The sequence below is a fragment of the Thermus sp. genome (assembly GCF_056332225.1).
In genome coordinates, this window is the sequence record NZ_JBWGQW010000007.1 from 29,225 (window position 1) to 53,237 (window position 24,013).

Sequence of the window (24,013 nt, forward strand, 5' to 3'; positions counted from 1 at the left end):
TCCTGGGCCTTCCTTGCTCCTCGCCAAACCGCTTTGCCAACCGTGGGACCTCCTTCTGGAGTCTTTTTACCCCAGCCTAGGGTCCCACATGTGTTGGTCCGGGTTCAGGGGGTTGAGGGGACCCTTATAAGGACCGCTGGCGCAGGGCCTCGTAGAGGAGGAGGGCGGCGGTCACGGAGACGTTGAGGCTGTCCGCCTGGCCCCGCATGGGGACGCGCACCCGGGCGTGGGCCCTGGCCAGCCATTCCGGAGGCAGGCCCTGGTCCTCCGCCCCGAGGAGGAAGGCCACCCCTTTCCGGTAGTCCTCCTCCCAGTAGACCCTTTCCCCTTGAGGGGTGGCGGCCACCAGGAGGAGGTCCTTTTCCAGAAGAAAGCGGGCCGCCTCTTCCTGGGGGACCGGAAAGACGGGGAGGGAGAAGACCACCCCCGTGGAGTTGCGGATGGCCTGGGGGCTATAGAGGTCCACCCCCTCGGCCACCAGAACCAAGTCCGCTCCGGCCCCATCGGCGCTCCGCAGGATGGCCCCCAGGTTGCCCGGCTTTTCCACCCCCAAAAGGACCAGGACCAGGGGCTTAGGGGGGAGCCGCACCTGGGAGAGGTCCTTCTTGGGGATGCGGAAGACCCCGAGGACCTGGGCCGGGTGCTCCCGGCTGGAGACCCGCGCCAGGGCCGCCTCCCCCAGGCGCACCACCTCGGCCTTCCCCGAGGGGAGTGCCTCCATGTCCGCCTTGGGCCCGAGAAGGAGGGCCACGGGCTCGAGCCCCGCTTCCAGGGCCCGCCCCACCTCCCGCCTGCCCTCCACCAGGAAAAGCCCGGTCCGCTCCCGCTCCTTCCGCTCCTTCAGGGCGGCCCAGGCCTTCACCCGCGGGTTCTTGGGGCTAGCGATCTCCACCAAGGGCCACCTCGTACCGGGCCACCCGCGGGCCCGAAAGGGCGAGCTCCAGCCGCTCCACCTGGGGGAACTCCTCCAGAAGCCGGGAGACCCGGAGGACAAGCTCCTGGTAGGCCTCGAGGTCCGCCCGCCCCTCCAGGGGCTTGAGGAGCTCCCTCGCGTCCCCTTCCGTGAGGGGGGTGAGGCGGAGGCCCAGGGCCTGGTCCCCCAGGGGGGTGGGGAGGAGGAGGGTGAGGACGGGACCGAAGAGGGGGTGGGGGGCGGCGTGGAGCTTGAGGTAAAGCCCCTCCCCCTCCCCCAAGGGCAGGCCGAAGGCCTGGAGGAGGGCCTTGGCCTCCTCGGGGCTTAGCGCCTTCTTCCCCTCAAGAAGCCTCCTCGCCTCCTCCAGCCTCAGGTCCTGGAAGTCGGGGAAGAGGAGGGGCTCCTCCCGCCACCGCCGGTAGGCCCAGGCCCGGGCGAGGGCGATGGCCGCCGACTCGGGGAAGCGGTAGAGGACCGCCTGCCCGAGGAGCCTGGCCCGGGGGCCGTCCTGGCCCATGAAGCAGGCGAGGAGGAGCTTCTCCGTCCTGGCCTCCCGCACGAGGCGGGCCACCTCCTCCTCCCGGGCGAAGCCCATGGGCACGTAGAGGAGGAAGACGCTCCCCGCCTCTCCCCCAAGGGCCTCCTCCAGGGCCTTCCTGAAGTCCTCCTCCCGGGCCTCCGAGCCCAGGTCCACGTGCTCCACCTCCAGGCCCCCTTCCCGCAGGGCCTCGAGGGCCAGGTTGGAGGGTCCTGAGGCGTTGGAGACGAGGCGCACCCGCCCGTTCTCCGGGAGGCGGCCCGAGGCGAGGAGGGCGGCCACGTCAAAGGCCTCCTCCAGGCCGCTTGCCCGCACCACCCCCGCCTGGGCGAAGAGGGCCCTGACCAGGGGGTCGCGGGAGGGGTGGACCGCCAGGATGGGCTTTTTCTTCCCGATCCTGCGGGCGAGGCGGGAGAAGCGCCGGGGGTTGCCGAAGCCCTCCAGGTAGAGGAGGATGACCCCGGTGCGCTCGTCCTCCTCCCAGAACTGCAGGAGGTCGTTGGAGGAGAGGTCCGCCTTGGCCCCCAAGGAGACGAAGCTGGAAACCCCGAGGCCCATGCCCTCGGCGTAGGCCATGACCGCCCGCCCCAGGGTGCCCGACTGGCTGGAGATGGCCAGGACCCCCTCCTTGGGCAAGGGGGCGAGGCCCGCCGCGAGGCGCACCCCGGGGTGGGTGTGGACGAGGCCCAAGGAGCCCGGGCCAAGAAGGCGCATCCCCAGGCGCCTCGCCTTCTCCGCCAGGGCCTGGGCCTCCTTCGGGGCGAAGCCCGTGGTGAGGACGATGGCCCCCCGCGCCCCCCGGCGCCCCGCGGCCTCGAGGGCCTCCGGGACCCGCTCCTTGGGCACCGCCACCACCACGAGGTCCACCGGCCCCGGCACCGCCTCGAGGCCCGGGTAGGCGAGGAGGGGCCCCACCGTGCCCCCCTCCTTGCCGATGGCCTCGTTCACCGGGAAGACCGGCCCCTGGAAGCGGCCGAAGATGAGGTTCTCCAGCACCCGGTAGCCGATGCTCTCCGGGTCGCGGCTCGCCCCCACCACCGCCACCCCCCGGGGGAAGAAGAAGGGGTGGAGGCTCGCCAGGGTGGAGACCTTCTCCCGCCACTCAAAGCGCTCCGCCGCCTTCTCCTCCATGAGGATCCCGAACTCCACCTCCACCTCCCCTCCTTCCCGGTGGGCCCGGACCTGGAAGCCGCTTTCCTGGAAGACGCTGAGCATCTGCTTGTTCTCCGCCAGGACGAAGGCCTGGAAGCGGCGCACCCCCCGCTTGGCGGCGAGGAGGGCGAGCCTCTCCAGAAGCAGGGTGCCGAGGCCCTTCCCCTGGTAGGCGTCCTCCACCAGGAAGGCCACCTCGGCGGTGTCCTCCCCCTTGACCCGAACGTACTCCCCCGTGGCCACGATCCTCGGGGGCTCCCCGGCGAGGACCACCAGGGTCACCTTCTCCTCCTCGGGCTTGGCGGAAAGGAGAAGCTCCGCCGCCTTTTCCGGGGAGATGGGGGAGAAGAAGCGCATGCGCAAGGAGGCCGGGGAAAGCCGCCTCAGGAACTCCACGAAGAGGGGGAGGTCCTTTTTGGTGGCCCGGCGGAGGAGGGCGGTGCGCCCGTCCTTGAGGAGGACGGGGCCCTCCTCGAGGCCGTGCTGGGGGGTGGGGGGCGGGACGTAGCCCATGCCCTCATTTTCCCCCAAAGGGCTCGTGTCCCCGCACCACCTTAAGCCGCACCCCGGCCGCCGCGAGGAGCTCCCGGTAGCGGAGGGCCCGCTCCAGGGCGGGGGGCTTGCCGTGGACGGGCCTTCCCCTCTCCCCGGGGAAGAGGAAGTAGCCCTCGGGGAGGAGGACCAAAAGCCCCTCCCGGGCGCGGCGCGCCCCCCTAAGCGCCGCCTTTAGGAAGGCCTCCTCCGCCGCCTGGGTCAGGAGGACGTAGGTGCTCCCCCAGGGGGCCGGGGGCGGGAGGAGGGGCGTGGGGCTTGGGGCGAGGCGGGCGAGAAGCTCCAGGGCCCGCCTCAGGTGGGCCTTCCCCCGGCCCAGGGGCAGGACCGCCCCGGCGGAAAGCCCGTACCGCTCCCCCCTCCTTTCCGCCTCCAGGAGGAGCCCGAGGGCGAGGCTTGCCGCGTGGTCCAGGTAGCTCGGGTGGAGGCTCTCTGCGTCCAGGTGGAGGAAGAGGCCGCCTTCCAGCCTCCTTTCCACCTCCCGCACCACGGGGCGCCCCAGGCGGAGGCTCGCCTTGCGGGCGAGGAGCCTCAAGGGGTCCCCGGGGCGGTAGGGGCGGAGGCCCACCGCCTCCAAGGGGTCGGGAAGCCCCCGTGGGGCCCGCCTCCCCTCCAGGAAGAAGGCGGAGGCGGGAAGGAGGGGGGGAAGGGGCCTTAGGGCGGGGTAGACCAGGGCCTCCCCCAGGGGAAGGGCGAGCCGCCTCTCCCCGAGGCCGAGGACCCCCCGCGCCCGGAGGTGGAGGGTGGGCAAGGCGTGCGCCCCCCGGCGGCGGTAGCGGTAGGGGAGGGAAAGCACAAGCCTCGCCCTCCCCCAGGCGAGGGCCAGGACCTCCCTTGGGGAGAGGCCCAGGGCCGCCGAGCCCCCCACCTCCGCCCGGAGGAGGACGGGGAGGGGGGCCTGGACCTCCACCTCCACCCGCCCCTCCCCCGTTCTCCCGGGAAAGCCCGGGGGGAACCCGTGGGCCTGGGCCTTGGCCCGGAGCCAGCGGGGGGCCAAGGCCAGGGCGAGGAGAAGGAGGAGGGCGAGGGCGCCCATCTACCCCGCCTCCACGGGGGCCGGCACCGCCTCCAGGGCCTCCTCCACCAGGCCTTCCGGGGTGAGGCCGGAAAGCTCGGCCTCGAGGGCGAGCAAGAGCCGGTGGGGGATGGCGGCCCGGAAGGCGGCCTTCAGGTCCTCGGGCAGGGCGAAGCCCCGCCCCTCCAAGAGGGCCAGGGCCTGGGCCAGGCGCTCCACCTGGAGAAGCGCCCGGGGGGAGGGGCCAAGCCGCACCCCCTCCCGCTTTCGGAGGAAGCGGGCGAGGGCGAGGAGGTAGTCGGTGAGCTCCTCCTCCACCCGCACCCGGCGCGCCTCCCGCCTCAGGGCCAGGACCTCCTCGGCGTCCGTGGCCGGGGCCAGGCCCTCCAGGGGGTCTTGGGCCCTCAGGGCCTCTAGAAGGGCCTTCTCGTCGGGGTAGCCCAGGGCGAGCCGCGCGGCGAAGCGGTCCCGCTGGGCCACGGGGAGGGGAAAGGTGCCCTCCTCCTCCACGGGGTTCTGGGTGGCCAGGACGAAGAAGGGCTCGGGAAGGGGGTGGGTTTTCCCCTCCAGGGTCACCTGCCCCTCCCCCATGGCCTCCAGGAGGGCCGACTGGGTGCGGGGGGTGGCCCGGTTCAGCTCGTCCACCAGGAGGACCTGGGCGAAAATGGGCCCCCGCTCCCAGACCAGGCTCCCCTCCCGGTAGAGGTAGACCCCGGTGAGGTCCTGGGGGAGGAGGTCCGGGGTCATCTGGATCCGGCCGAAGGAGAGGCCCAGGACCCGGGCCAGGGCCTTGGCGAAGGTGGTCTTCCCCGTGCCCGGCACGTCCTCCAGGAGGAGGTGCCCCCCGGAGAGGAGGGCGGCGAGGGCAAGCCTAAGGGTCTCCTCCCGGAGGAGGACCCGGCCTCTTAGGGCGCTTTGGACCCTCTCGTAGAGCATAGCTCCAGGATACGCAGGGCGAGGGCCTCCGCCTCCTCGGCTTCCTCCCTCTCGGCCCTCCCCCCGTAGCGCACGGGGAGGTAGAGGGCGGTGAGGCGGGCGAGGGGAGGATGGGCCTCGGGGAAGGCCGCCCCCACCCGCTTCCCGTACTCCACGGGGCCTTCGGCAGGTCGCCTGGGAAGCCCGGCCCCCCTTAGGGCCTCGAGGGCCTCCAGGTAGGCCCGGCGCACCCGGCTTGCGGGGAGGGGCCTTTGGAAAGCCCTAGGGGAGGCGGAAGCCGCTTCCTCGCCCTCCCCTTCTTCTCCTCCCCGCCCCCGCCACGCCCAGGCCAAGAGGGCGAGGAGAAGGGCCAGGGTGAAGAGGGCGGAAAGCCCCGCCAAGGCTACCCCCACCTCCCCCAGGGCCCTGGGCCCGGGCACCCTCTCCACGGGGCCCTGGGGTGGGGGCGAAGGCGGGGGAAGGCTTCCCCCTTGGCCTAAGGCCCCCTCCCCGCCCCCGAGGCTTCCCAGCAGGAAGAAGAGGCCGAGGAGGAGGGGCAGGGCGAGGAGGAGGGGGAGGAGGTGGAGGCCGCGAAAGGGGGGAAGGCCCCTTCTTTGGCCCAGGAGGAGCAGGCCGAGGGCCAGGAGAAAGACCAGGGCGAGGGGGAGGGCGTAGGCCAGGAGGCGGTCCACCACCCCCACCCAGAGGGGAAAGCCCCCTTCCGGGGGCAGGTAGGCCACGCTCCCCCCGGGCCCCCCGCTTTCCCCGGGGCTTGCCCGGAAGGGAAGCGGGGCGGGGGCGGGAAGCGGGGGCTCGGGGAGGCCCGGCAGGGAGAGGTGGCCGAGCCCAAACCCCAAAGCGGCGAGGAGAGGGGGAAGAAAGGGCCCGAGCGCCAACCCTTCCGCCCGGGCCAGGAGGTGGAACCCGTGGAGGAGGCCCAAGAGGCCGAGGCCCCAAGGCCCCAGGGAGAGGGCGAGGGGGAGGAGCCAAAGGGCGGCCCAGAGGCCCTTCTCCCGGCTTAGGTAGAGGCCGAAGAGGAGAAGGGCCAAGGAGGTCTTGGCCCAAAGGAGGGGCCAGCCCGCCTGGGGGGCGTGGAGGAAGCCCGGCAGGAAGGCGAGCCACAAGAACCCCTCCGGGTAAAACCTCCGCCCGAGGAGAAGAAGGGGAGGGCCGAGAAGGGCGGGAAGCCCGGCGCCCAGGGCCAGGAGGAGAAGGACCCAGCCCACGAGAAAGCCGACCAAAGAGCGCCCCATACGCTTTATCGGTCCACCGGCCCCGGTAAGCTCCCCAGGAGCCTTTTGCCGGGGCCCCATCCTGGCGCAAACCAGGATGGGCCCTCCCTTCCGCCTGAGCGCCCGGAGGGGCATGGGCTAAGGCCTAGTTTCCTCCGATAGAGGAAGCTCCGCAAGGGTGTAAACTGCACTCCATGCTCCGGCTGGACACCCGCTTCCTAAAGGGCTTTCCCGAGGCCCTAAGCCAGCACGCCTCCCTTTTGGAAGAAGCCCGGGGGCGCCTCCTCGCCAAGCGCAAGACCCCCGGGAGCATGCTCGGCTGGATGGACCTTCCCGAGGACACGGAGACCCTAAGGGAGGTCCGCCGCTACCGCGAGGCGAACCCCTGGGTGGAGGACTTCGTCCTCGTCGGCATCGGGGGAAGCGCCCTCGGGCCCAAGGCCCTCGAGGCCGCCTTCAACGAGGGCGGGGTGCGCTTCCACTACCTGGACCACGTGGAGCCCGAGCCCGTCCTCAGGCTCCTCCGCACCCTGGACCCCGGGAAGACCCTGGTGAACGCCGTTTCCAAGTCGGGGTCCACGGCGGAGACCCTGGCGGGCCTCGCCGTCCTCCTGAAGTGGCTCAGGGCGCACCTGGGGGAGGCCTGGCGGCGGCACCTGGTGGTGACCACCGACCCCGAGGAGGGCCCCTTGCGGGCCTTCGCCGAGCGGGAGGGGCTCAAGGCCTTCGCCATTCCCAAGGAGGTGGGCGGGCGCTTCTCCGTCCTTTCCCCGGTGGGGCTTCTCCCCCTGGCCTTCGCCGGGGCCGACCTGGACGCCCTCCTCATGGGGGCCCGCAAGGCCAACGAGACCGCCTTGGCCCCCCTGGAGGAGAGCCTCCCCCTGAAGACCGCCCTCCTCCTCCACCTCCACCGCCACCTCCCCGTCCACGTCTTCATGGTCTACTCGGAGAGGCTACGCCACCTCCCCAGCTGGTTCGTCCAGCTCCACGACGAGTCCTTGGGGAAGGTGGACCGCCAGGGCCAAAGGGTGGGCACCACGGCGGTCCCCGCCCTAGGGCCCCAGGACCAGCACGCCCAGGTCCAGCTCTTCCGCGAAGGCCCCCTGGACAAGCTCCTCGCCCTGGTCATCCCCGAAGCCCCCGTGGAGGACCTGGAGATCCCGGAGGTGGAGGGCCTTAAGGCCGCCTCCTACCTCTTCGGCAAGACCCTCTTCCGCCTCCTCCAAGCCGAGGCCGAGGCCACCTACCGGGCCCTGGCCGAGGCGGGGCAGAAGGTCTACGCCCTCTACCTCTCCGAGGTCTCCCCCTACGCCGTGGGCTGGCTCCTGCAGCACCTCATGTGGCAGACCGCCTTCCTGGGGGAGCTTTGGGGGGTGAACGCCTTTGACCAGCCCGGGGTGGAGCTGGGCAAGCGCCTCACCTTCGCCCTGCTGGGCCGCCCCGGATATGGGGAAGGCTAAATGGAAGCGTGGAAGTCCCTTATGATGGGCGGGAGGAGGCCCGTATGGACCGCCTGAGCCATCTGGGTATAACGCCGAGAAAGCAGGTTTTCTGGAACACCGCCTCTCCCATCCTGGTGGAGCACACCCTGGCCCGGGGAGAGGGCTTCCTGGCCCACAAGGGGCCCTTGGTGGTGGACACCACCCCCTACACGGGGAGAAGCCCCAAGGACAAGTTCGTGGTGCGGGAGCCCGAGGTGGAGGGGGAGATCTGGTGGGGCGAGGTGAACCAGCCCTTTTCCCCGGAGGGCTTTGAGGCCCTCTACCAGCGGGTGGCCCAGTACCTTTCCGAGCGGGACCTTTACGTCCAGGACCTTTACGCCGGGGCGGACCGGCGCTACCGGCTGGGGGTGCGGGTGGTGACGGAAAGCCCCTGGCACGCCCTCTTCGCCCGCAACATGTTCCTCCCGCCCCGCCGCTTCGGGGCGGAGGACGAGGTGGAGGCCTTCGTCCCCGGCTTCACCGTGGTCCACGCCCCTTACTTCCAGGCGGACCCCGAGCGGGACGGGACGAGGAGCGAGGTCTTCGTGGGGATAAGCTTCCAAAGAAGGCTCGTCCTCATCGTGGGCACCAAGTACGCCGGGGAGATCAAGAAGAGCGTCTTCACCGTCATGAACTACCTCATGCCCAAGCAGGGGGTCTTCCCCATGCACGCCTCGGCCAACGTGGGGAAGGAAGGGGACGTAGCGGTCTTCTTCGGCCTCTCCGGCACCGGCAAGACCACCCTCTCCACCGACCCGGACCGCCCCCTCATCGGCGACGACGAGCACGGCTGGAGCGAGGAGGGGGTCTTCAACTTTGAGGGGGGGTGCTACGCCAAGGTGATCCGCCTCTCCCCGGAGCACGAGCCCCTCATCTACCGGGCCTCCAATCAGTTTGAAGCTATCCTGGAAAACGTGGTGGTGAACCCGGAAAGCCGCCGGGTGGAGTGGGACGACGACTCCAAGACGGAAAACACCCGCTCCTCCTACCCCATCGCCCACCTGGAGAACGTGGTGGAGTCGGGGATGGCGGGCCACCCCCGGGCCATCTTCTTCCTCTCCGCCGACGCCTACGGGGTCCTGCCCCCCATCGCCCGCCTCTCCCCGGAACAGGCCATGTACTACTTCCTCTCGGGCTACACCGCCCGGGTGGCGGGGACGGAGCGGGGCGTCACCGAGCCCAAGGCCACCTTCTCCGCCTGCTTCGGGGCGCCCTTCCTCCCCCTGCACCCCGGGGTGTACGCCGGGATGCTGGGGGAAAAGATCAGGAGGCATGGCCCCAGGGTCTACCTGGTGAACACGGGCTGGACCGGGGGGCCCTACGGGGTGGGGCGCCGCTTCCCCTTGCCCGTGACCCGGGCCCTCCTCAAGGCGGCCCTTACCGGGGCCTTGGAGGGGGTGGCCTACCGCAAGGACCCGGTGTTCGGGTTTGAGGTGCCCCTCGAGGCCCCCGGGGTGCCCCGGGAGCTTTTGGACCCCAGGGAGACCTGGGCGGACAAGGAGGCCTACGACCGCCAGGCGCAAAGGCTCGCGGCGCTTTTCCAGGAAAACTTCCAAAAGTACGCCGATGGGGTTTCGGAGGCCGTGCGCCGGGCGGGCCCCCGGGTAGGGTAAAGGCCAAGCACCCACGCCCGGATTCCGAAGCGATGGCCTGTGCCCCGGGGCGGGGCGGGTTCCAAGCCGGGTGGGCCTTGCCAAATAGGGGCCAGGGGTATTAGGCTCCTAGCTGGTGGAAGTGGAAGGGACAAATGTACTTTACCTCCCTTTGGGCTCCTCTGCCATAATGATGAGCGTTACCGTCTGGGGGACGGGGTTTTTATGAGCCAGACCTCGCTTAGCCGCTACGCCTGGGGGGTGCTCTTCTGGAACGTGCTGGTGGCCCTCTGGGGGGCCTATGTGCGGGCCACCGGTTCGGGCGCCGGGTGCGGGGCCCACTGGCCCACCTGCAACGGGGAGGTGATTCCCCGCGCGCCCCAGGTGGAGACGCTCATTGAGTTCGCCCACCGGGCCACCTCGGGGCTCGCCTTCCTCTCGGTGCTGAGCCTCTTCCTCCTGGCCCGGCGTTTCCTTCCCCGGGCGCATCCGGCCCGCCTGGGGGCGGGGCTTGCCCTCCTCTTCATGGTCACCGAGAGCCTGGTGGGGGCCTCCCTGGTCCTCTTCGGCTGGACGGCCCACAACGTGAGCCCCGAGCGGGCCGTGGTCCAGATGGTCCACCTGGCCAACACCTACTTCCTCCTGGCCGCCCTCGCCCTCACCGCCTGGTGGGCCTCCGGAGGAGCCCCCTTGCGCCTAAGGGGGCAGGGGGCGGTGGGGCTTGCCCTTCTCCTCGGCCTCTTCGCCCTCCTCTTTCTGGGGATGAGCGGGGCGGTAACCGCTTTGGGCGACCTCCTCTTCCCCGTGCGGAACACCCTCGAGGCCCTGGAGCGCTCCCTGACCCCTGGGGAGCACTTCCTGGTGCGCCTCAGGGTCCTCCACCCCTTGATCGCCGTGAGCGTGGGGCTTTACGTGGTCTTCGCTGGGTATCTGGTGGCCCACCTGCGCCCTTCGCCCCTCACCCGGCGCCTGGCCCACGCCCTGGCCTACCTCTACGGGGCGCAGCTTCTGGCGGGGCTGGTGAACGTAGCCCTCAAGGCTCCGGTCTTCATGCAGATCCTCCACCTCCTCCTGGCCTACGCCATCTGGCTCCTCTTCGTCTTCCTCGCCGCCTCCGCCCTGGAGCGGGGGGCGAGGCGGGTGGAGCTTGGCGAAGGGGGGGCGGAGGTTCACCGGGGGACCGGGGGGGCCACCTGGCGGGACTACCTCGCCCTCACCAAGCCCCGGGTTATCAGCCTCCTCCTCTTCACCGCCCTTTTCGCCATGTTCATCGCCGCCCGGGGCTGGCCGGGCCTAAAGCTCTTCCTGGTGGTGGCCCTGGGAGGGTACATGATGGCGGGGGCGGCCAACGCCATCAACATGGTGGTGGACCGGGACATTGACGCCCGCATGAGGCGGACCGCCAATAGGCCCACGGTGACCCAGCGGGTCTCCAGCCGGGACGCCCTCCTCTTCGCCCTCGCCCTCGCCTTCTTGGGGTTCATCGTCCTCTGGTGGGGGGCGAACCTCCTCGCCGCCACCCTAGCCCTCATGGGCCTCATCTGGTACGTGCTGGTCTACACCCTCTACCTCAAGCGGCGCACCTGGCACAACATCGTCATCGGCGGGGCGGCGGGGGCCTTCCCGCCCCTGGTGGGCTTTGCCGCGGTGACCGGGGACCTCAACCTCTTCGCCTGGTACCTCTTCGCCCTCATCTTCTTCTGGACCCCGGTGCACTTCTGGGCCCTGGCCCTCATGATCCAGGACGACTACCGGGCGGTGGGGGTGCCCATGCTCCCCGTGGTCCTGGGGGAGCGGGTCACGGTGATGCAGATCGCCCTCTACGCCCTCCTCACCGCCCTCATCTCCCTCATGCCCTTGGCCTTGGGAGAGCTCGGCCTTCTGTACCTGGTGGCGAGCCTCTTCCTTAACAGCCTGCTTATCTTTAAGAGCCTTGTCCTCTACCGCCAGCCCGAGCGCAGGACGGCGGTTTCGCTGTATAAATACTCCATGCTCTACCTGGCCCTCCTCTTCGTGGCCATGGCGGTGGATCGGGCGGTATAGGGAGGGAGTGGATGAAGAGAGGTCTTGCGGCGCTTAGTCTTTGGGGTTTGGCCCTGGCCCAGGAGGCCCACCGGGTGGCCATCACTCACCCGGGCGGCTCCTACAACCAGGAGGTGGCCTTCCTCTACCCCTGGGTCTACTTCTTCTCCTTCCTGATCTTCCTGGTGGTGGCCGGGTCCTTGGCGTACGTCACCTGGAAGTTCCGGGCCAAGCCTGGGGACGAGGGGGAGCCCCCGCAGGCCCACGGGAACGACCGCCTCGAGGTGGTCTGGACCCTGATCCCCCTGGCCATCATCCTGGTCCTCTTCGGCCTCACGGCCAAGGCCCTCATCCAGGTGAACCGGCCCATCCCCGGGGCCCTCAAGGTGGAGGTCACGGGCTACCAGTTCTGGTGGGACTTTAACTACCCCGAGCTCGGCTTTAGGAACTCCAACGAGCTCATCCTCCCCGCCGGGGTGCCCGTGGAGCTGGAGATCACCTCCAAGGACGTGATCCACTCCTTCTGGGTGCCGGGCCTCGCCGGGAAGCGGGACGCCATTCCGGGACAAAAGACTCTTCTCCACTTCACCCCCGAGGAGCCCGGCAACTACTACGGCTTCTGCGCCGAGCTTTGCGGGCCGAGCCACGCCCGCATGCTCTTCCGGGTCCTGGTGGTGCCCAAGGAGGAGTTTGAGCGCTTCGTGGCGGCGGCCAAGGCCTACACCCCCCCGGTGGCCGACGCCATGGGGCAACAGGTCTTCCAGCAGAACTGCGCCGCCTGCCACGGCGTCCAGGGCAAGATGCCCCCGGCGGTGATCGGCCCCGAGCTCGGTTTCGTGGGCAACCGCACCGCCATCGCCGCCGGCATCGCCGACAACACCCCGGAAAACCTCAAGGCCTGGATCAAAAACCCTGAGGGGATGAAGCCCGGGGCGAAGATGCCCGGCTTCCCCCAGCTCTCCGAGGAGGACCTAAACGCTTTGGTGCGCTACCTCGAGGGCCTGAAGGTGGAGGGCGTGGACTTCAAGGCCCTCCCCAAGTTCTAGGAGGTTAGGAGATGGCCATCGCCACCAAGCCAAAGACCGGTTTTTGGGCGGTCCTCTGGGACCTGCTCACCACGGTGGACCACAAGAAGATCGGCCTCATGTACACGGCCACGGCCTTCTTCGCCTTCGCCCTGGCGGGGGTCTTCTCCCTCCTCATCCGCACCCAGCTGGCCGTGCCCAACAACCACTTCCTCACCGGGGAGCAGTACAACCAGGTCCTCACCCTGCACGGGGCCACCATGCTCTTCTTCTTCATCATCCAGGCCGGGCTCACGGGCTTCGGCAACTTCGTGGTGCCCCTGATGCTGGGGGCGAGGGACGTGGCCCTCCCCCGGGTGAACGCCTTCAGCTACTGGGCCTTCCTCGGGGCCATTCTCCTCGCCCTCATGAGCTTCTTCTTCCCCGGCGGGGCCCCCAGCGTGGGCTGGACCTTCTACTACCCCTTCTCCGCCCAGTCGGGGAGCGGGGTGAGCTTCTACCTGGCGGCCATCCTCCTCCTCGGCTTCTCCAGCCTCCTCGGCAACGCCAACTTCGTCGCCACCATCTACAACCTAAGGGCCCAGGGGATGAGCCTGTGGAAGATGCCCATCTACGTCTGGAGCGTCTTCGCCGCCAGCGTCCTCAACCTCTTCAGCCTGGCCGGGCTCACCTCGGCGAGCCTCCTCGTCCTCCTGGACCGGAAGATCGGCCTCACCTGGTTCAACCCGGAAATCGGGGGAGACCCCGTCCTCTTCCAGCAGTTCTTCTGGTTCTACTCCCACCCCACGGTCTACGTGATGCTCCTGCCCTACCTGGGCATCCTGGCTGAGGTGGCCTCCACCTTCGCCAAAAAGCCCCTCTTCGGCTACCGGCAGATGGTCTGGGCCCAGATGGGCATCGTGGTCCTGGGCACCATGGTCTGGGCCCACCACATGTTCACCGTGGGGGAGAGCACCCTCTTCCAGATCGCCTTCGCCTTCTTCACCGCCCTCATCGCCGTGCCCACGGGGGTGAAGCTCTTCAACATCATCGGCACCCTCTGGGGTGGGAAGCTCCAGATGAAGACCCCCCTCTACTGGGTGCTGGGCTTCGTCTTCAACTTCCTCCTCGGGGGCATCACCGGGGTCATGCTCTCCATGACCCCCTTGGATTACCAGTTCCACGACTCCTACTTCGTGGTGGCCCACTTCCACAACGTCCTCATGGCGGGGTCGGCCTTCGGGGCCTTCGCCGGGCTTTACTACTGGTGGCCCAAGATGACGGGCCGGATGTACGACGAGAGGCTGGGCCGCCTCCACTTCTGGCTCTTCCTGGTGGGCTACCTCGTCACCTTCCTGCCCCAGTACGCCCTGGGCTACCTGGGCATGCCCCGGCGCTACTACACCTACAACGCCGACCTCGCCGGCTGGCCCGAGCTCAACCTTCTCTCCACCCTCGGGGCCTTCATCCTGGGCCTGGGCGGGTTGGTCTGGATCTACACCATGTGGAAGAGCCTCCGCTCCGGGGAGAAGGCCCCGGCCAACCCCTGGGGCGGCTACACCCTGGAGTGGCTCACGGACTCCCCGCCCAAGGCCCACAACTTTGACGTGCAGCTTCCCACCGAGTTCCCCTCCGAAAGGCCCCTCTACGACTGGAAGAAGAAGGGGGTGGAGCTTAAGCCCGAGGACCCGGGCCACATCCACCTGCCCAACAGCTCCTTCTGGCCCTTCTACTCCGCGGCCACCCTCTTCGCCTTCTTCGTGAGCGTAGCCGCCCTCCCGGTGCCCAACGTCTGGATGGGGCTCTTCCTCGCCCTCTTCGCCTACGGCCTCGTGCGCTGGGCCCTGGAGGACGAGTACAGCCACCCCGTGGAGCACCACACCGCCACCGGCAAGTCCAACGCCTGGATGGGGATGGCCTGGTTCATCGTCTCGGAGGTGGGCCTCTTCGCCATCCTCATCGCGGGCTACCTCTACCTCCGGCTCTCCGGGGCGGCCCAGCCCCCTGAGGAGCGGCCCGCCCTGTGGCTCGCCCTTCTCAACACCTTCTTCCTGGTGAGCTCCTCCTTCACCGTGCACTTCGCCCACCACGACCTCAGGCGGGGCCGCTTCAACCCCTTCCGGTTCGGCCTTTTGGTCACCATCCTCTTGGGCGTGCTCTTCTTCCTCTTCCAGGCCTGGGAGTTCTACCAGTTCCACCACCACTCCAGCTGGCAGGAGAACCTCTGGACGGCGGCCTTCTTCACCATCGTGGGCCTCCACGGCCTGCACGTGGTGATCGGGGGCTTCGGCCTCGTCCTCGCCTACCTCCAGGCCCTCCGGGGCAAGATCACCCTGCACCACCACGGCACCCTCGAGGCCGCCAGCATGTACTGGCACCTGGTGGACGCCGTCTGGCTCTTCATCGTCACCCTCTTCTACATCTGGTAGGCCCAAAGGCTACCTGGCCCCTGCCAGAAGGCAGGGGCCTTTGCTATGTAAAAGGAGATGCGGCTTTTGGTGGTGGACTTTGACTACTTCTTCCCCGTGCCCCAAGACCCCAAGGACCCCTTGGCCCCCCTCTTCGCCTGGGCCCACTTTGAGACCCCCTACTACCTCCTCGAGGCCTGGGAGGAAAGGGCCCTGGCCTTCCTTCTCCGGGGGCTTCCCCTTCCTGGGGCCCAGGGGTGGCGGGGGTTTTGGGAGCGCTTCGCCTTCGCCAAGGGGGCGGTGCTCTACTACGCCGACAGCAACGCCCTCGCCTTCCATCCCGAGGTGCGGCAGGGGGTGGAGGAGGTGGTCCTTTTTGACGCCCACCACGACGCCGGCTACCGCCCCTTGGGGGAGGTCCCGGCCTGCGACGACTGGATGGTCTTCTACCACCGCCTGGGGGCGCGGCTTCGGGTCTACTATCCCTCCTGGCGGGACCCCTCCTTGGAGCCCGAGCCCAAGGTGCCCGTGGCCCGGGAGGTGGACTCTGGGGGGAAGCTTCCGGGGGAGTTCCACCGGGTCTTCCTCTGCCGGAGCGGGGCCTGGGTCCCCCCTTGGGCTGACCCGGACTTCTTCGCCTTCCTGGAGGAGGCGCCCCTGCCCAGGGTGGCCCTGGAGCCCTTGGGGCCGAGGCCTTTGGACCTCGAGGCCCTGAGGCGGCGGGCGGGGGAGGAGGCCTTGGGGCTTTTCATCATGGAAAGCTTGCGCAGGCCCTCTTAGCCCCCTATAATCGGGAAGGCTTTGGGCCGTTAGCTCAGCTGGCAGAGCAACCGACTTTTAATCGGTAGGTCGCAGGTTCGAATCCTGCACGGCCCACCATCCTCGCCCCCTCCAGCTTCCCGGCCGGAGGGGGTTTCGCCCAGGGGCGAGGGCTTAGGATGGAGGGCATGGCGGAGCCTATGCGGGTGGTGGTGGGGCTTTCGGGAGCGAGCGGCATGCCCTACGCCCTGGACCTCCTGGACGCCCTAAGGGGGGTGGCCGAGGTGCACCTGGTGATCTCTCAGGGGGCCAAAAGGGTGCTCTGGGAGGAAATGGGCCTAAGCCCCAAGGACCTCCACGCCCTGGCCCACCGGGTCTACAAGGACCAGGACCTGGGCGCCCCCATCGCCTCGGGCTCCTTCCCCACCCGGGGGATGGTGGTCGTCCCCTGCTCCGCCACCACCTTGGCCAAGGTGGCCTATGGCCTCGCCGACACCCTCCTCACCCGGGCGGCCTACGTCCACCTGAAGGAGCGCCGCCCCCTGGTTCTCGTCCTGAGGGAGACCCCTCTGCCCCTCCCCACCTTAAGGGCCATGGTCCAGGCGGCGGAGGCCGGGGCCACCATCCTCCCGGCGAGCCCCGGCTTCTACCACCGCCCCCAGGGGATTTCCGACCTTCTCGGCTTCGTCACCCAGCGCATCCTGGACCACCTGGGGCTTCCCGGGAAGCGCGCCCCCCGGTGGGGAGAAACGTGACGCTTTTTTGCCGACCCGCGATGTTACGATAGGGAGGATGACCCTCACCCAGGAGCAACGGCTGGTTCTGGACGCGGTGCGCCGGGTGGCCCGGGAGGTCCTCTACCCCCTGGCCCCCGAGTACGACCGGAAGGGCGAGTACCCCTGGCCCCAGCTCAAGGCCCTGGCCGAGCTCGGCCTCCTCGGCATGACCACCCCGGAGGAGTGGGGCGGGGTGGGCCTAGACTCCGTGACCTGGGCCCTGGCCCTGGAGGAGCTCGCCGCCGCCGACCCCAGCGTGGCCGTCATCGTCTCCGTGACCAGCGGCCTTCCCCAGTACATGCTTCTCCGCTTCGGCACCGAGGCGCAAAAAAGGCGCTACCTGGTGCCCCTCGCCCGGGGGGAGTGGATCGGGGCCTTCTGCCTCACCGAGCCCCAGGCGGGCTCCGACGCCAAGAGCCTCCGCGCCGAGGCGCGGCGGGTCAAGGGCGGGTTCGTGCTGAACGGGGTCAAGAGCTGGATCACCTCCGCCGGGCAGGCCCACCTCTACGTGGTCCTGGCCCGCACGGAAAGGGGAGTCAGCGCCTTTTTGGTGGAGAAGGACACCCCCGGGCTTTCCTTCGGCCGCCCCGAGGAGAAGATGGGCCTCCACGCGGCCCACACCGCCGAGGTGCGGCTGGAAGGGGTCTTCGTCCCCGAGGAGAACCTTCTTGGGGAGGAGGGGCGGGGCCTGGCCTATGCCCTTGCGGGCCTGGACTCGGGGCGGGTGGGGGTGGCGGCCCAGGCGGTGGGCATCGCCCGGGGGGCTTACGAGATCGCCAAGGCCTACGCCGAGGAGAGGGAGCAGTTCGGGAAGAAGCTTAAAGAGCACCAGGCCATCGCCTTCAAGATCGCCGACATGCACGTGAAGATCGCCGCCGCCCGGGCCCTGGTCCTCGAGGCCGCGAGGAAGAAGGACCAAGGGGAGCGGTTCACCCTCGAGGCCAGCGCCGCTAAGCTCTTCGCAAGCCAAGTGGCGGTGGAGGTGACCCGGGAGGCGGTCCAGGTCCTGGGAGGCTATGGCTACCACCGGGACTACCGGGTGGAGCGGTACTACCGGGACGCCAAGGTGACGGAGATCTACGAGGGCACCTCGGAGATCCAGCGCCTGGTCATCGCCCGCGAGCTCTACCGCTAGGGCCACCCCGCCCTGGCCCAACCCCGCGCGGGGGCCCCGAAGGGGCTTGGCCCTGGGGCGCGCGGCTTCCCTTTCTCATCCTTTGGCCTTAGGTTGGGGGAAGCATGCTCCGCCGCCTCCTTTCCCTCTCCCGCCCCCTCTACTGGCTCTATGAAAGGCGCCTCCTCAAGGAGGTGCGGAAGGGCCCCATGCCCCGGCACCTGGGCCTCATCCTGGACGGCAACCGCCGCTACGCTCGGGCCCTCGGCCTTTCCCCCACCCAGGGGCACGAGTTCGGGGTGCAGAAGGCCTACGAGGTCCTGGAGTGGTGCCTGGAGATGGGCATCAAAACCGTGACCGTCTGGGTCTTCTCCACCGACAACTTCCGGCGCCCCCCGGGGGAGGTGGAGACCCTCATGCGCCTTTTCGTGCGGGAGGCGGAACGGATGGCCGAGGACCACCGCATCCTGGAGCACCAGGTGCAGGTGCGGGTCATCGGGAGGCGGGAGGGGTTTTCCGAGGAGGTGCTGAGGGCCCTGGAGCGCCTGGAGGAGCGCACCCGAAGCCACCGGGGCATGGTCCTCAACATCGCCCTGGGCTACGGGGGGCGGGAGGAGATCGTGGACGCGGTGAAGCGGCTTCTTCTGGAGGCGGAGGCGAAGGGGCTCTCCCCGAAAGCGGTGGCGGAGGGCCTCACCCCGGAGGCCATCGCCGAAAGGCTCTACACCGCGGGCCTCCCCGATCCCGACTTCATCATCCGCACCTCCGGGGAGATCCGGCTTTCCGGGTTCCTCCTCTGGCAGTCCGCCTACTCCGAGTTCTACTTCGCCGACGTCCTCTGGCCCGAGTTCCGCAAGATTGACTTCCTCAGGGCCCTGAGGAGCTACCAGGCCCGCGAGAGGCGGTTTGGGCGTTGACAAAAGGAGGGTTTTCGTATACCCTTACGGGCAAGATGCCGGCCCGCGAGAAAAAACTCGGCCGCCGGGGGGTAGGGTAGCCCCTAGAGGGTTCTTCCATCCCCCGGCCCGAGTTCGGGCCGGTTTTCTTTTGAGGAGGGGCGCATGCGGGAATGGAGGATCATAGACTCCACGCTTCGGGAAGGGGAGCAGTTTGAAAGGGCCCACTTCACCACCCAGGACAAGGTGGAGATCGCCAAGGCCCTGGACGCCTTCGGCATTGAGTACATCGAGGTCACCACCCCCGTGGCCTCGCCCCAGTCCCGCAAGGACGCCGAGGTCCTGGCCTCCTTGGGCCTCAAGGCCAAGGTGGTGACCCACATCCAGACCCGCCTGGACGCGGCCAAGGTGGCGGTGGAAACCGGGGTCCAGGGGATTGACCTCCTCTTCGGCACGAGCAAGTACCTGCGGGCGGCCCACGGCCGGGACATCCCCCGGATCATAGAGGAGGCCAAGGAGGTGATCCAGTTCATCCGCGAGGCCGCCCCCCACGTGGAGGTGCGCTTCTCCGCCGAGGACACCTTCCGCTCCGATGAGCACGACCTTTTGGCCATCTACCAGGCCATCGCCCCCTACGTGGACCGGGTGGGCCTGGCGGACACCGTGGGCATCGCCACGCCCCGGCAGGTCTACGCCTTGGTGCGGGAGGTGCGGCGGGTGGTGGGGCCCAGCGTGGACATAGAGTTCCACGGCCACAACGACACGGGATGCGCCATCGCCAACGCCTATGAGGCCATTGAGGCCGGGGCCACCCACGTGGACACCACCATCCTGGGGATCGGGGAGCGGAACGGCATCACCCCCTTAGGGGGCTTCCTCGCCCGCATGTACACCCTCCAGCCCGAGTACGTGCAAAGGAAGTACAAGCTGGAGATGCTCCCCGAGCTGGACCGGATGGTGGCGAGGATGGTGGGGGTGGAGATCCCCTTCAACAACTACATCACCGGGGAGACCGCCTTCAGCCACAAGGCGGGGATGCACCTGAAGGCCATTTACCTGAACCCCGAGGCCTACGAGCCCTACCCGCCCGAGGTCTTCGGGGTGAAGCGGAAGCTCATCATCGCCTCGAGGCTCACCGGGCGGCACGCCATCAAGGCGCGGGCGGAGGAGCTCGGCCTCCACTACGGGGAGGAGGAGCTTGCCCGCATCACCCAGCACATCAAGGCCCTGGCCGACCGGGGCCAGCTCACCCTGGAGGAGCTGGACCGGATCCTCAGGGAGTGGATCACGGCATGAGGCTAGAGGTTCCGGAACTCCTCCTCGGTGAGGCCGATGTCCTTGAGAATGCCTAGGAAAGTGCCTTTCTTAAGCTCCTTGCGGTGGAAGGGGACCACGGTGCGCCGCCCGTCGGGGTGTAGGAAGACGCGGTGGCTACCTTTTCCCCCGGCCTCTTCAAAACCCAAGCGCTTCAGCTTGCGCACCACTTCTTCGGGTCTAGGCGGCATTTACCTGGACTTCCACCCACTCCTCGTCGGGTTCGGGGATGGGGAGGTTTCTGGCCCGAAGGGCTTCCAACATGGCCTCGAGGGCTTCCCGGACGTTTTGGATGGCCTCTTCCCGCGTGTCCCCGTCCGAGCGCACCCCGGGTACCGCAGGGACCTCGGCAAGCCAAACCCCGGGCTCCTCGGGATCAGGGTAAACCCGGATCCAATACCGGCCCATAGCCGCATTATAGGCAATGGAAGGTAAGGGAGGACGAAGATGCCCCAAACCTTAGCGGAAAAGATCCTCTCCCACAAGGCGGGAAGGCCCGTGGGGGCGGGGGAGCTCGTGGTGGTGGAGGTGGACCAGGTGATGGTGGTGGACTCCATCGCCGGGAGCTTCTTCAAGCGCCTGGAGTACCTAGGGGCCACCCCCCGCTACCCGGAAAGGGTCTCCATCGTGATAGACCACGTGGCCCCGGCGGCGAACCTCGAGGTGGCCAAGGCCCAGAAGGAGATAAGGGAGTGGGGCAGGCGGCACGGCATCCGGGTCTTTGACGTGGGGAGGGGGGTGTGCCACCAGGTCCTCGTGGAGGAGGGCCTGGCCCAGCCGGGCTGGGTGGTGGTGGGCTCGGACAGCCACTCCACCACCTACGGGGCGGTGGGGGCCTTCGGCACGGGGATGGGGGCCACGGACATCGCCTTGGCGGCGGCCAGCGGGCGCACCTGGTTTAGGGTCCCCGAGAGCGTGAAGGTGGTCTTCCGGGGAAGGCTCCCCAAGGGGGTCACGGCCAAGGACGCCGCCCTGGAGATGGTCCGCCTCCTCACCGCCGAGGGGGCCACCTACATGGCGGTGGAGATCCACCTCCTGGACGGGGCGGAAGCCCTCACGCGGGGCGAGCGCATGACCCTCGCCAACCTCACCGTGGAGGCGGGGGCCAAGGCGGGGCTCGTGGTGCCAAGCGGGGAGATCCTGGAGATGTACCGGGTGCCCGAGTGGCTCTACCCCGACCCGGATGCCCGCTACGCAAAAGAGGTGGAGATTGACCTTTCCGCCCTCACCCCCAGGGTCTCCGTGCCCTTTTACGTGGACAACGTCCACGAGGTGGCCGAGGTCAAGGGCAAGCGGGTGGACCAGGTCTTCATCGGCACCTGCACCAACGGCCGCATAGAGGACCTCCGGGCGGCGGCGGAGGTGCTTAGGGGCAGGAGGGTGGCCCCCTGGGTGCGGCTTTTGGTGGTCCCGGCGAGCTCCCAGGTCCTGGAGGAGGCGGCCAAGGACGGCACCCTCCTCACCCTCCTCGAGGCCGGGGCCACCCTCGGCACCCCGGGGTGCGGCCCCTGCATGGGGCGGCACATGGGGGTCTTGGCCCCGGGGGAGGTGTGCGTCTCCACCTCCAACCGCAACTTCCGGGGGCGCATGGGGGCCCCGGACGCGGAGATCTACCTGGCGAGCCCCCGCGTGGCCGCGGCGAGCGCCGTGGCGGGCTACCTCACCACGCCCGAGGAGCTGGAGGAGGCCCATGCCTAGGGTTTGGAAGTTCGGCGACCAGATCAACACCGACGACATCCTTCCCGGCAAGTACGCCCCCTTCATGGTGGGGGAGGACCGGTTCCACCTCTACGCCTTCGCCCACCTGCGGCCCGGGTTCGCCGAGGAGGTGCGCCCCGGGGATATCCTCGTCTTCGGGCGGAACGCCGGGCTTGGCTCCAGCCGCGAGTACGCCCCCGAGGCCCTGAAGCGCCTCGGCATCCGGGCCGTCATCGCCAAGAGCTACGCCCGCATCTTCTTCCGCAACCTGGTGAACCTGGGGATCGTCCCCTTTGAGTCGGAGGAGGTGGTGGATGCGCTAGAGGACGGCGACCTGGTGGAGCTGGACCTGGAAAGGGGGGTGCTTTACCGGGGGGAGGAGCGCTTCCAGCTCCGTCCCCCGCCCCCCTTCCTCCTGGAGGCGCTCAAGGAGGGCTCCCTCCTGGACTACTACAAGAGGCACGGGCGCTTCCCGGGGGAGTAGACTCTAGTCATGGAGGACCTAGAGATCGTCTGTCCGGTGTGCGGCGAGGCCAGCGTGGTGCTTTCCGAGGACCTGGAAACCCTGGAGGTGGGGGACGTGCTGGAGTGCGAGGCCTGCGGGGCCTTCCTGGAGGTGGTCTCCCTGGACCCCCTGGAGGTGGAGGTGACCGAGGAGGGCCTCGAGGGCTTCTTCGTGGACTGCCCCCGTTGCGGCTACACCCTGGAGGTTTCCGAGGAGGAGCAAGGCCAGGAGGTGGAGTGCCCGGAGTGCGGCTTCCGCTTCCTGCCTGACTGGAGCGAAGTGGAGGAGGACGAGGAATGGTAGGGATCTGCCCTGAGTGCGGCGCGGAGCTAAAGCTGGAGAACCCGGAGCTTGGCGAGCTCGTGGTCTGCGAGGACTGCGGGGCCGAGCTTGAGGTGGTGGGCCTGGACCCCTTGCGCCTCGAGCCCGCCCCCGAGGAGGCGGAGGACTGGGGGGAGTGATTCCCCGCCGGGCCGCGTGAGGGCCCCCAGGCCGGCCTGGGGGCCTCTTCGGGAGGTGAGATGCTGGCCATCCTCTACGACCGCGTCCGCCCCGACGAGCGGATGCTCTTTGAGCGAGCCGAGGCCTTGGGGATCCCCTTTAGAAAGGTCTACGTCCCCGCCCTCCCCATGGTCCTGGGCGAGAGGCCCGAGGCGCTTGAGGGGGTCACGGTGGCCCTGGAAAGGTGCGTGAGCCAAAGCCGGGGCCTCGCCGCCGCCCGCTACCTCACCGCCCTCGGCATCCCCGTGGTGAACCGCCCCGAGGTCATGGAGGTCTGCGGGGACAAGTGGGCCACCAGCGTGGCCTTGGCCCGGGCGGGCCTCCCCCAGCCCAGGACCGCCTTGGCCACGGACCGGGAGGAGGCCTTGAGGCTCATGGAGGCCTTCGGCTACCCCGTGGTGCTGAAGCCGGTGATCGGCAGCTGGGGCCGCCTCCTCGCCAAGGTCACGGACCGGGCCGCGGCGGAGGCCCTTCTGGAGCACAAGGAGGTCCTGGGAGGGTTCCAGCACCAGCTCTTTTACCTCCAGGAGTACGTGGAGAAGCCCGGGCGGGACATCAGGGTCTTCGTGGTGGGGAAGAGGGCCATCGCCGCCATCTACCGCAAGAGCGCCCACTGGATCACCAACACCGCCCGGGGGGGAGAGGCGGAGAACTGCCCCCTCACCGAGGAGATGGCCCGGCTTGCCGTGGGGGCGGCGGAGGCCGTGGGGGGCGGGGTGGTGGCCGTGGACCTCTTGGAGTCGGAGCGGGGGCTATTGGTCAACGAGGTGAACCACACCATGGAGTTCAAGAACTCCGTGCACACCACCGGGGTGGACATCCCGGGGGAGATCCTGAAGTACGCGTGGAGCCTGGCCTCATGACCTTGCGGGAAGCGGTGGAGCGGTTGGTGGCGGCCTTGGCGCCCGAGGAGGTCTGGCTCTTCGGCTCTTGGGCCCGGGGGGAGGCCGGGCCGGACTCGGACGTGGACCTCCTGGTGGTGGTGCCCTACGAAGGCGATCCCAAGGAGCTCACCCTCCGGGGGTATAGGGTCCTGAGGGGGCGGGGCTTCCCCCTGGACCTCTTGGTCTACCCCCGTGCCCTCGTGGAGCAGAGGCTCGGGGAGGGGAGCCTTCTTCTCCGGGAGATTTTCCGGGAAGGGCGGTGCCTCTATGCGCGGGGAAGCGGAAAGGTGGCTTAGACGGGCCCTCGAGGACCTGGACGCGGCCTTCTCCCTGGAGGCCTCCCGCCACCCCGACGTCCTGGCCTTCCTGGCGCAACAGGCGGTGGAAAAGGCGCTGAAGGCCGTCTGGGTAGAGCTTGGCCTCCTTCCGCCCCGCACCCACGACCTGGCCTACCTTTGGGAAGAGGTGGAGGATAGGGTGAAGGCGTCTTTGAACCCCGACCATCTGGACTTTCTGACCCGCTTTGGCGTCCAGGCCCGCTACCCTGACCTGGAAGTTCGGCCGGAAGAGGCCCGGGAAGCCCTTTCCCTGGCCCAAGCCCTGGTGGAGGAGCTTAGGAGGTGGCTCCATGACCGGTAAGAAAACCCTCTCCATCGTGGGGGCCTCGGGGTACGCCGGGGGGGAGTTCCTGAGGCTCGCCCTTTCCCACCCCTATCTGGAAGTGAAGCAGGTGACCTCGAGG

24 protein-coding genes, 1 tRNA gene and 1 pseudogene are annotated in these 24,013 nt (G+C 69.0%); 19 read left to right on the top strand and 7 right to left on the bottom strand.

Annotated elements, in window-relative coordinates:
* Positions 1-124: 124 nt before the first annotated feature.
* The 5 genes from AC01Y6_RS02685 to AC01Y6_RS02705 are packed head-to-tail and all read right to left on the bottom strand — an operon-like array spanning position 125 to position 6,326.
* On the bottom strand, positions 125-892 hold the full coding sequence (locus AC01Y6_RS02685) for a TrmH family RNA methyltransferase (RefSeq protein WP_347240575.1): 768 nt from the start codon (positions 890-892) through the stop codon (positions 125-127).
* Positions 879-3,116, bottom strand: coding sequence for a GNAT family N-acetyltransferase (locus AC01Y6_RS02690; protein WP_476670107.1), 2,238 nt, complete (start codon positions 3,114-3,116; stop codon positions 879-881). The genes AC01Y6_RS02685 and AC01Y6_RS02690 overlap by 14 nt, the downstream gene beginning before the upstream one ends.
* Before the next feature lie 4 nt (positions 3,117-3,120).
* A complete protein-coding gene (locus tag AC01Y6_RS02695) occupies positions 3,121-4,191 on the bottom strand; it encodes a DUF58 domain-containing protein (RefSeq protein ID WP_476670109.1) in 1,071 nt (356 codons plus the stop codon).
* The gene (locus AC01Y6_RS02700; protein WP_347240543.1) at positions 4,192-5,106 is read right to left on the bottom strand and encodes an AAA family ATPase; all 915 of its coding nucleotides are present in this window, start codon (positions 5,104-5,106) and stop codon (positions 4,192-4,194) included.
* The gene (locus AC01Y6_RS02705) at positions 5,076-6,326 is read right to left on the bottom strand and encodes a DUF4129 domain-containing protein (RefSeq protein WP_476670111.1); all 1,251 of its coding nucleotides are present in this window, start codon (positions 6,324-6,326) and stop codon (positions 5,076-5,078) included. The genes AC01Y6_RS02700 and AC01Y6_RS02705 overlap by 31 nt, the downstream gene beginning before the upstream one ends.
* 185 nt (positions 6,327-6,511) lie before the next feature.
* Between AC01Y6_RS02705 and pgi the strand changes: the two genes are divergently transcribed.
* The 11 genes from pgi (at position 6,512) to lysS (ending at position 19,665) form a co-directional block, all read left to right on the top strand.
* Positions 6,512-7,777: a glucose-6-phosphate isomerase gene (gene pgi / locus AC01Y6_RS02710; protein WP_476670112.1), complete on the top strand. Its 1,266-nt coding sequence runs from the start codon at positions 6,512-6,514 to the stop codon at positions 7,775-7,777.
* 44 nt (positions 7,778-7,821) lie between these two features.
* The gene (gene pckA, locus AC01Y6_RS02715; protein ID WP_347240547.1) at positions 7,822-9,411 is read left to right on the top strand and encodes a phosphoenolpyruvate carboxykinase (ATP); all 1,590 of its coding nucleotides are present in this window, start codon (positions 7,822-7,824) and stop codon (positions 9,409-9,411) included.
* Positions 9,412-9,615: 204 nt separating this feature from the next.
* Complete coding sequence (locus AC01Y6_RS02720; protein ID WP_428720251.1) at positions 9,616-11,433, top strand: heme o synthase; 1,818 nt, start codon at positions 9,616-9,618, stop codon at positions 11,431-11,433.
* A gap of 11 nt (positions 11,434-11,444) precedes the next feature.
* A complete protein-coding gene (gene coxB, locus AC01Y6_RS02725; RefSeq protein ID WP_476670113.1) occupies positions 11,445-12,458 on the top strand; it encodes a cytochrome c oxidase subunit II in 1,014 nt (337 codons plus the stop codon).
* 11 nt (positions 12,459-12,469) lie between these two features.
* Positions 12,470-14,845: a cytochrome c oxidase subunit I gene (gene ctaD / locus AC01Y6_RS02730; RefSeq protein ID WP_476670115.1), complete on the top strand. Its 2,376-nt coding sequence runs from the start codon at positions 12,470-12,472 to the stop codon at positions 14,843-14,845.
* A 57-nt stretch (positions 14,846-14,902) separates the two neighbouring features.
* Positions 14,903-15,604 (top strand): hypothetical protein, encoded by a 702-nt coding sequence (locus AC01Y6_RS02735; protein ID WP_476670116.1) that lies wholly within the window; start codon positions 14,903-14,905, stop codon positions 15,602-15,604.
* Positions 15,605-15,627: 23 nt separating this feature from the next.
* Positions 15,628-15,703: transfer RNA gene (locus AC01Y6_RS02740), tRNA-Lys, on the top strand.
* Between the two features lie 68 nt (positions 15,704-15,771).
* Positions 15,772-16,338 carry a UbiX family flavin prenyltransferase gene (locus AC01Y6_RS02745; RefSeq protein WP_476670117.1) on the top strand — a complete coding sequence of 189 codons (567 nt, stop codon included), beginning with the start codon at positions 15,772-15,774 and terminating at the stop codon, positions 16,336-16,338.
* Positions 16,339-16,375: 37 nt separating this feature from the next.
* Positions 16,376-17,494 carry an acyl-CoA dehydrogenase family protein gene (locus tag AC01Y6_RS02750; RefSeq protein ID WP_428720554.1) on the top strand — a complete coding sequence of 373 codons (1,119 nt, stop codon included), beginning with the start codon at positions 16,376-16,378 and terminating at the stop codon, positions 17,492-17,494.
* Between the two features lie 104 nt (positions 17,495-17,598).
* Positions 17,599-18,390, top strand: a complete 792-nt coding sequence (locus AC01Y6_RS02755; protein WP_347240556.1) for an isoprenyl transferase — start codon at positions 17,599-17,601, stop codon at positions 18,388-18,390.
* Between the two features lie 144 nt (positions 18,391-18,534).
* Positions 18,535-19,665 carry a homocitrate synthase gene (gene lysS, locus AC01Y6_RS02760; RefSeq protein ID WP_428720553.1) on the top strand — a complete coding sequence of 377 codons (1,131 nt, stop codon included), beginning with the start codon at positions 18,535-18,537 and terminating at the stop codon, positions 19,663-19,665.
* Between the two features lie 2 nt (positions 19,666-19,667).
* Here the strand turns inward: lysS and AC01Y6_RS02765 are convergent, their stop codons facing one another.
* Both AC01Y6_RS02765 and AC01Y6_RS02770 read right to left on the bottom strand, forming a co-directional pair.
* Positions 19,668-19,874: a type II toxin-antitoxin system HicA family toxin gene (locus AC01Y6_RS02765; protein WP_024119512.1), complete on the bottom strand. Its 207-nt coding sequence runs from the start codon at positions 19,872-19,874 to the stop codon at positions 19,668-19,670.
* The gene (locus AC01Y6_RS02770; protein WP_347240559.1) at positions 19,864-20,091 is read right to left on the bottom strand and encodes a type II toxin-antitoxin system HicB family antitoxin; all 228 of its coding nucleotides are present in this window, start codon (positions 20,089-20,091) and stop codon (positions 19,864-19,866) included. The genes AC01Y6_RS02765 and AC01Y6_RS02770 overlap by 11 nt, the downstream gene beginning before the upstream one ends.
* A gap of 39 nt (positions 20,092-20,130) precedes the next feature.
* Between AC01Y6_RS02770 and AC01Y6_RS02775 the strand changes: the two genes are divergently transcribed.
* The 8 genes and pseudogenes from AC01Y6_RS02775 to AC01Y6_RS02810 form a co-directional block, all read left to right on the top strand.
* The gene (locus AC01Y6_RS02775) at positions 20,131-21,381 is read left to right on the top strand and encodes a 3-isopropylmalate dehydratase large subunit (RefSeq protein WP_428720552.1); all 1,251 of its coding nucleotides are present in this window, start codon (positions 20,131-20,133) and stop codon (positions 21,379-21,381) included.
* Positions 21,374-21,865: a LeuD/DmdB family oxidoreductase small subunit gene (locus AC01Y6_RS02780; protein ID WP_476670122.1), complete on the top strand. Its 492-nt coding sequence runs from the start codon at positions 21,374-21,376 to the stop codon at positions 21,863-21,865. The genes AC01Y6_RS02775 and AC01Y6_RS02780 overlap by 8 nt, the downstream gene beginning before the upstream one ends.
* A 9-nt stretch (positions 21,866-21,874) precedes the next feature.
* Positions 21,875-22,189 (top strand): TFIIB-type zinc ribbon-containing protein, encoded by a 315-nt coding sequence (locus AC01Y6_RS02785; RefSeq protein WP_428715928.1) that lies wholly within the window; start codon positions 21,875-21,877, stop codon positions 22,187-22,189.
* Entirely contained in the window at positions 22,183-22,347 is a 165-nt protein-coding gene (gene lysW / locus AC01Y6_RS02790) for a lysine biosynthesis protein LysW (protein WP_428715927.1), read from the top strand. The genes AC01Y6_RS02785 and lysW overlap by 7 nt, the downstream gene beginning before the upstream one ends.
* 60 nt (positions 22,348-22,407) lie before the next feature.
* The gene (lysX, locus tag AC01Y6_RS02795; protein ID WP_476670124.1) at positions 22,408-23,250 is read left to right on the top strand and encodes a lysine biosynthesis protein LysX; all 843 of its coding nucleotides are present in this window, start codon (positions 22,408-22,410) and stop codon (positions 23,248-23,250) included.
* Positions 23,247-23,567: a nucleotidyltransferase domain-containing protein gene (locus AC01Y6_RS02800; RefSeq protein ID WP_428715925.1), complete on the top strand. Its 321-nt coding sequence runs from the start codon at positions 23,247-23,249 to the stop codon at positions 23,565-23,567. The genes lysX and AC01Y6_RS02800 overlap by 4 nt, the downstream gene beginning before the upstream one ends.
* Positions 23,539-23,910 carry a HEPN domain-containing protein gene (locus AC01Y6_RS02805; RefSeq protein WP_476670126.1) on the top strand — a complete coding sequence of 124 codons (372 nt, stop codon included), beginning with the start codon at positions 23,539-23,541 and terminating at the stop codon, positions 23,908-23,910. Before AC01Y6_RS02800 ends, AC01Y6_RS02805 begins: the two co-directional genes overlap by 29 nt.
* Positions 23,900-24,013 (top strand): annotated as a pseudogene (locus AC01Y6_RS02810) (N-acetyl-gamma-glutamyl-phosphate reductase); the annotation flags it as partial. The gene AC01Y6_RS02805 and the pseudogene AC01Y6_RS02810, both read left to right, overlap by 11 nt.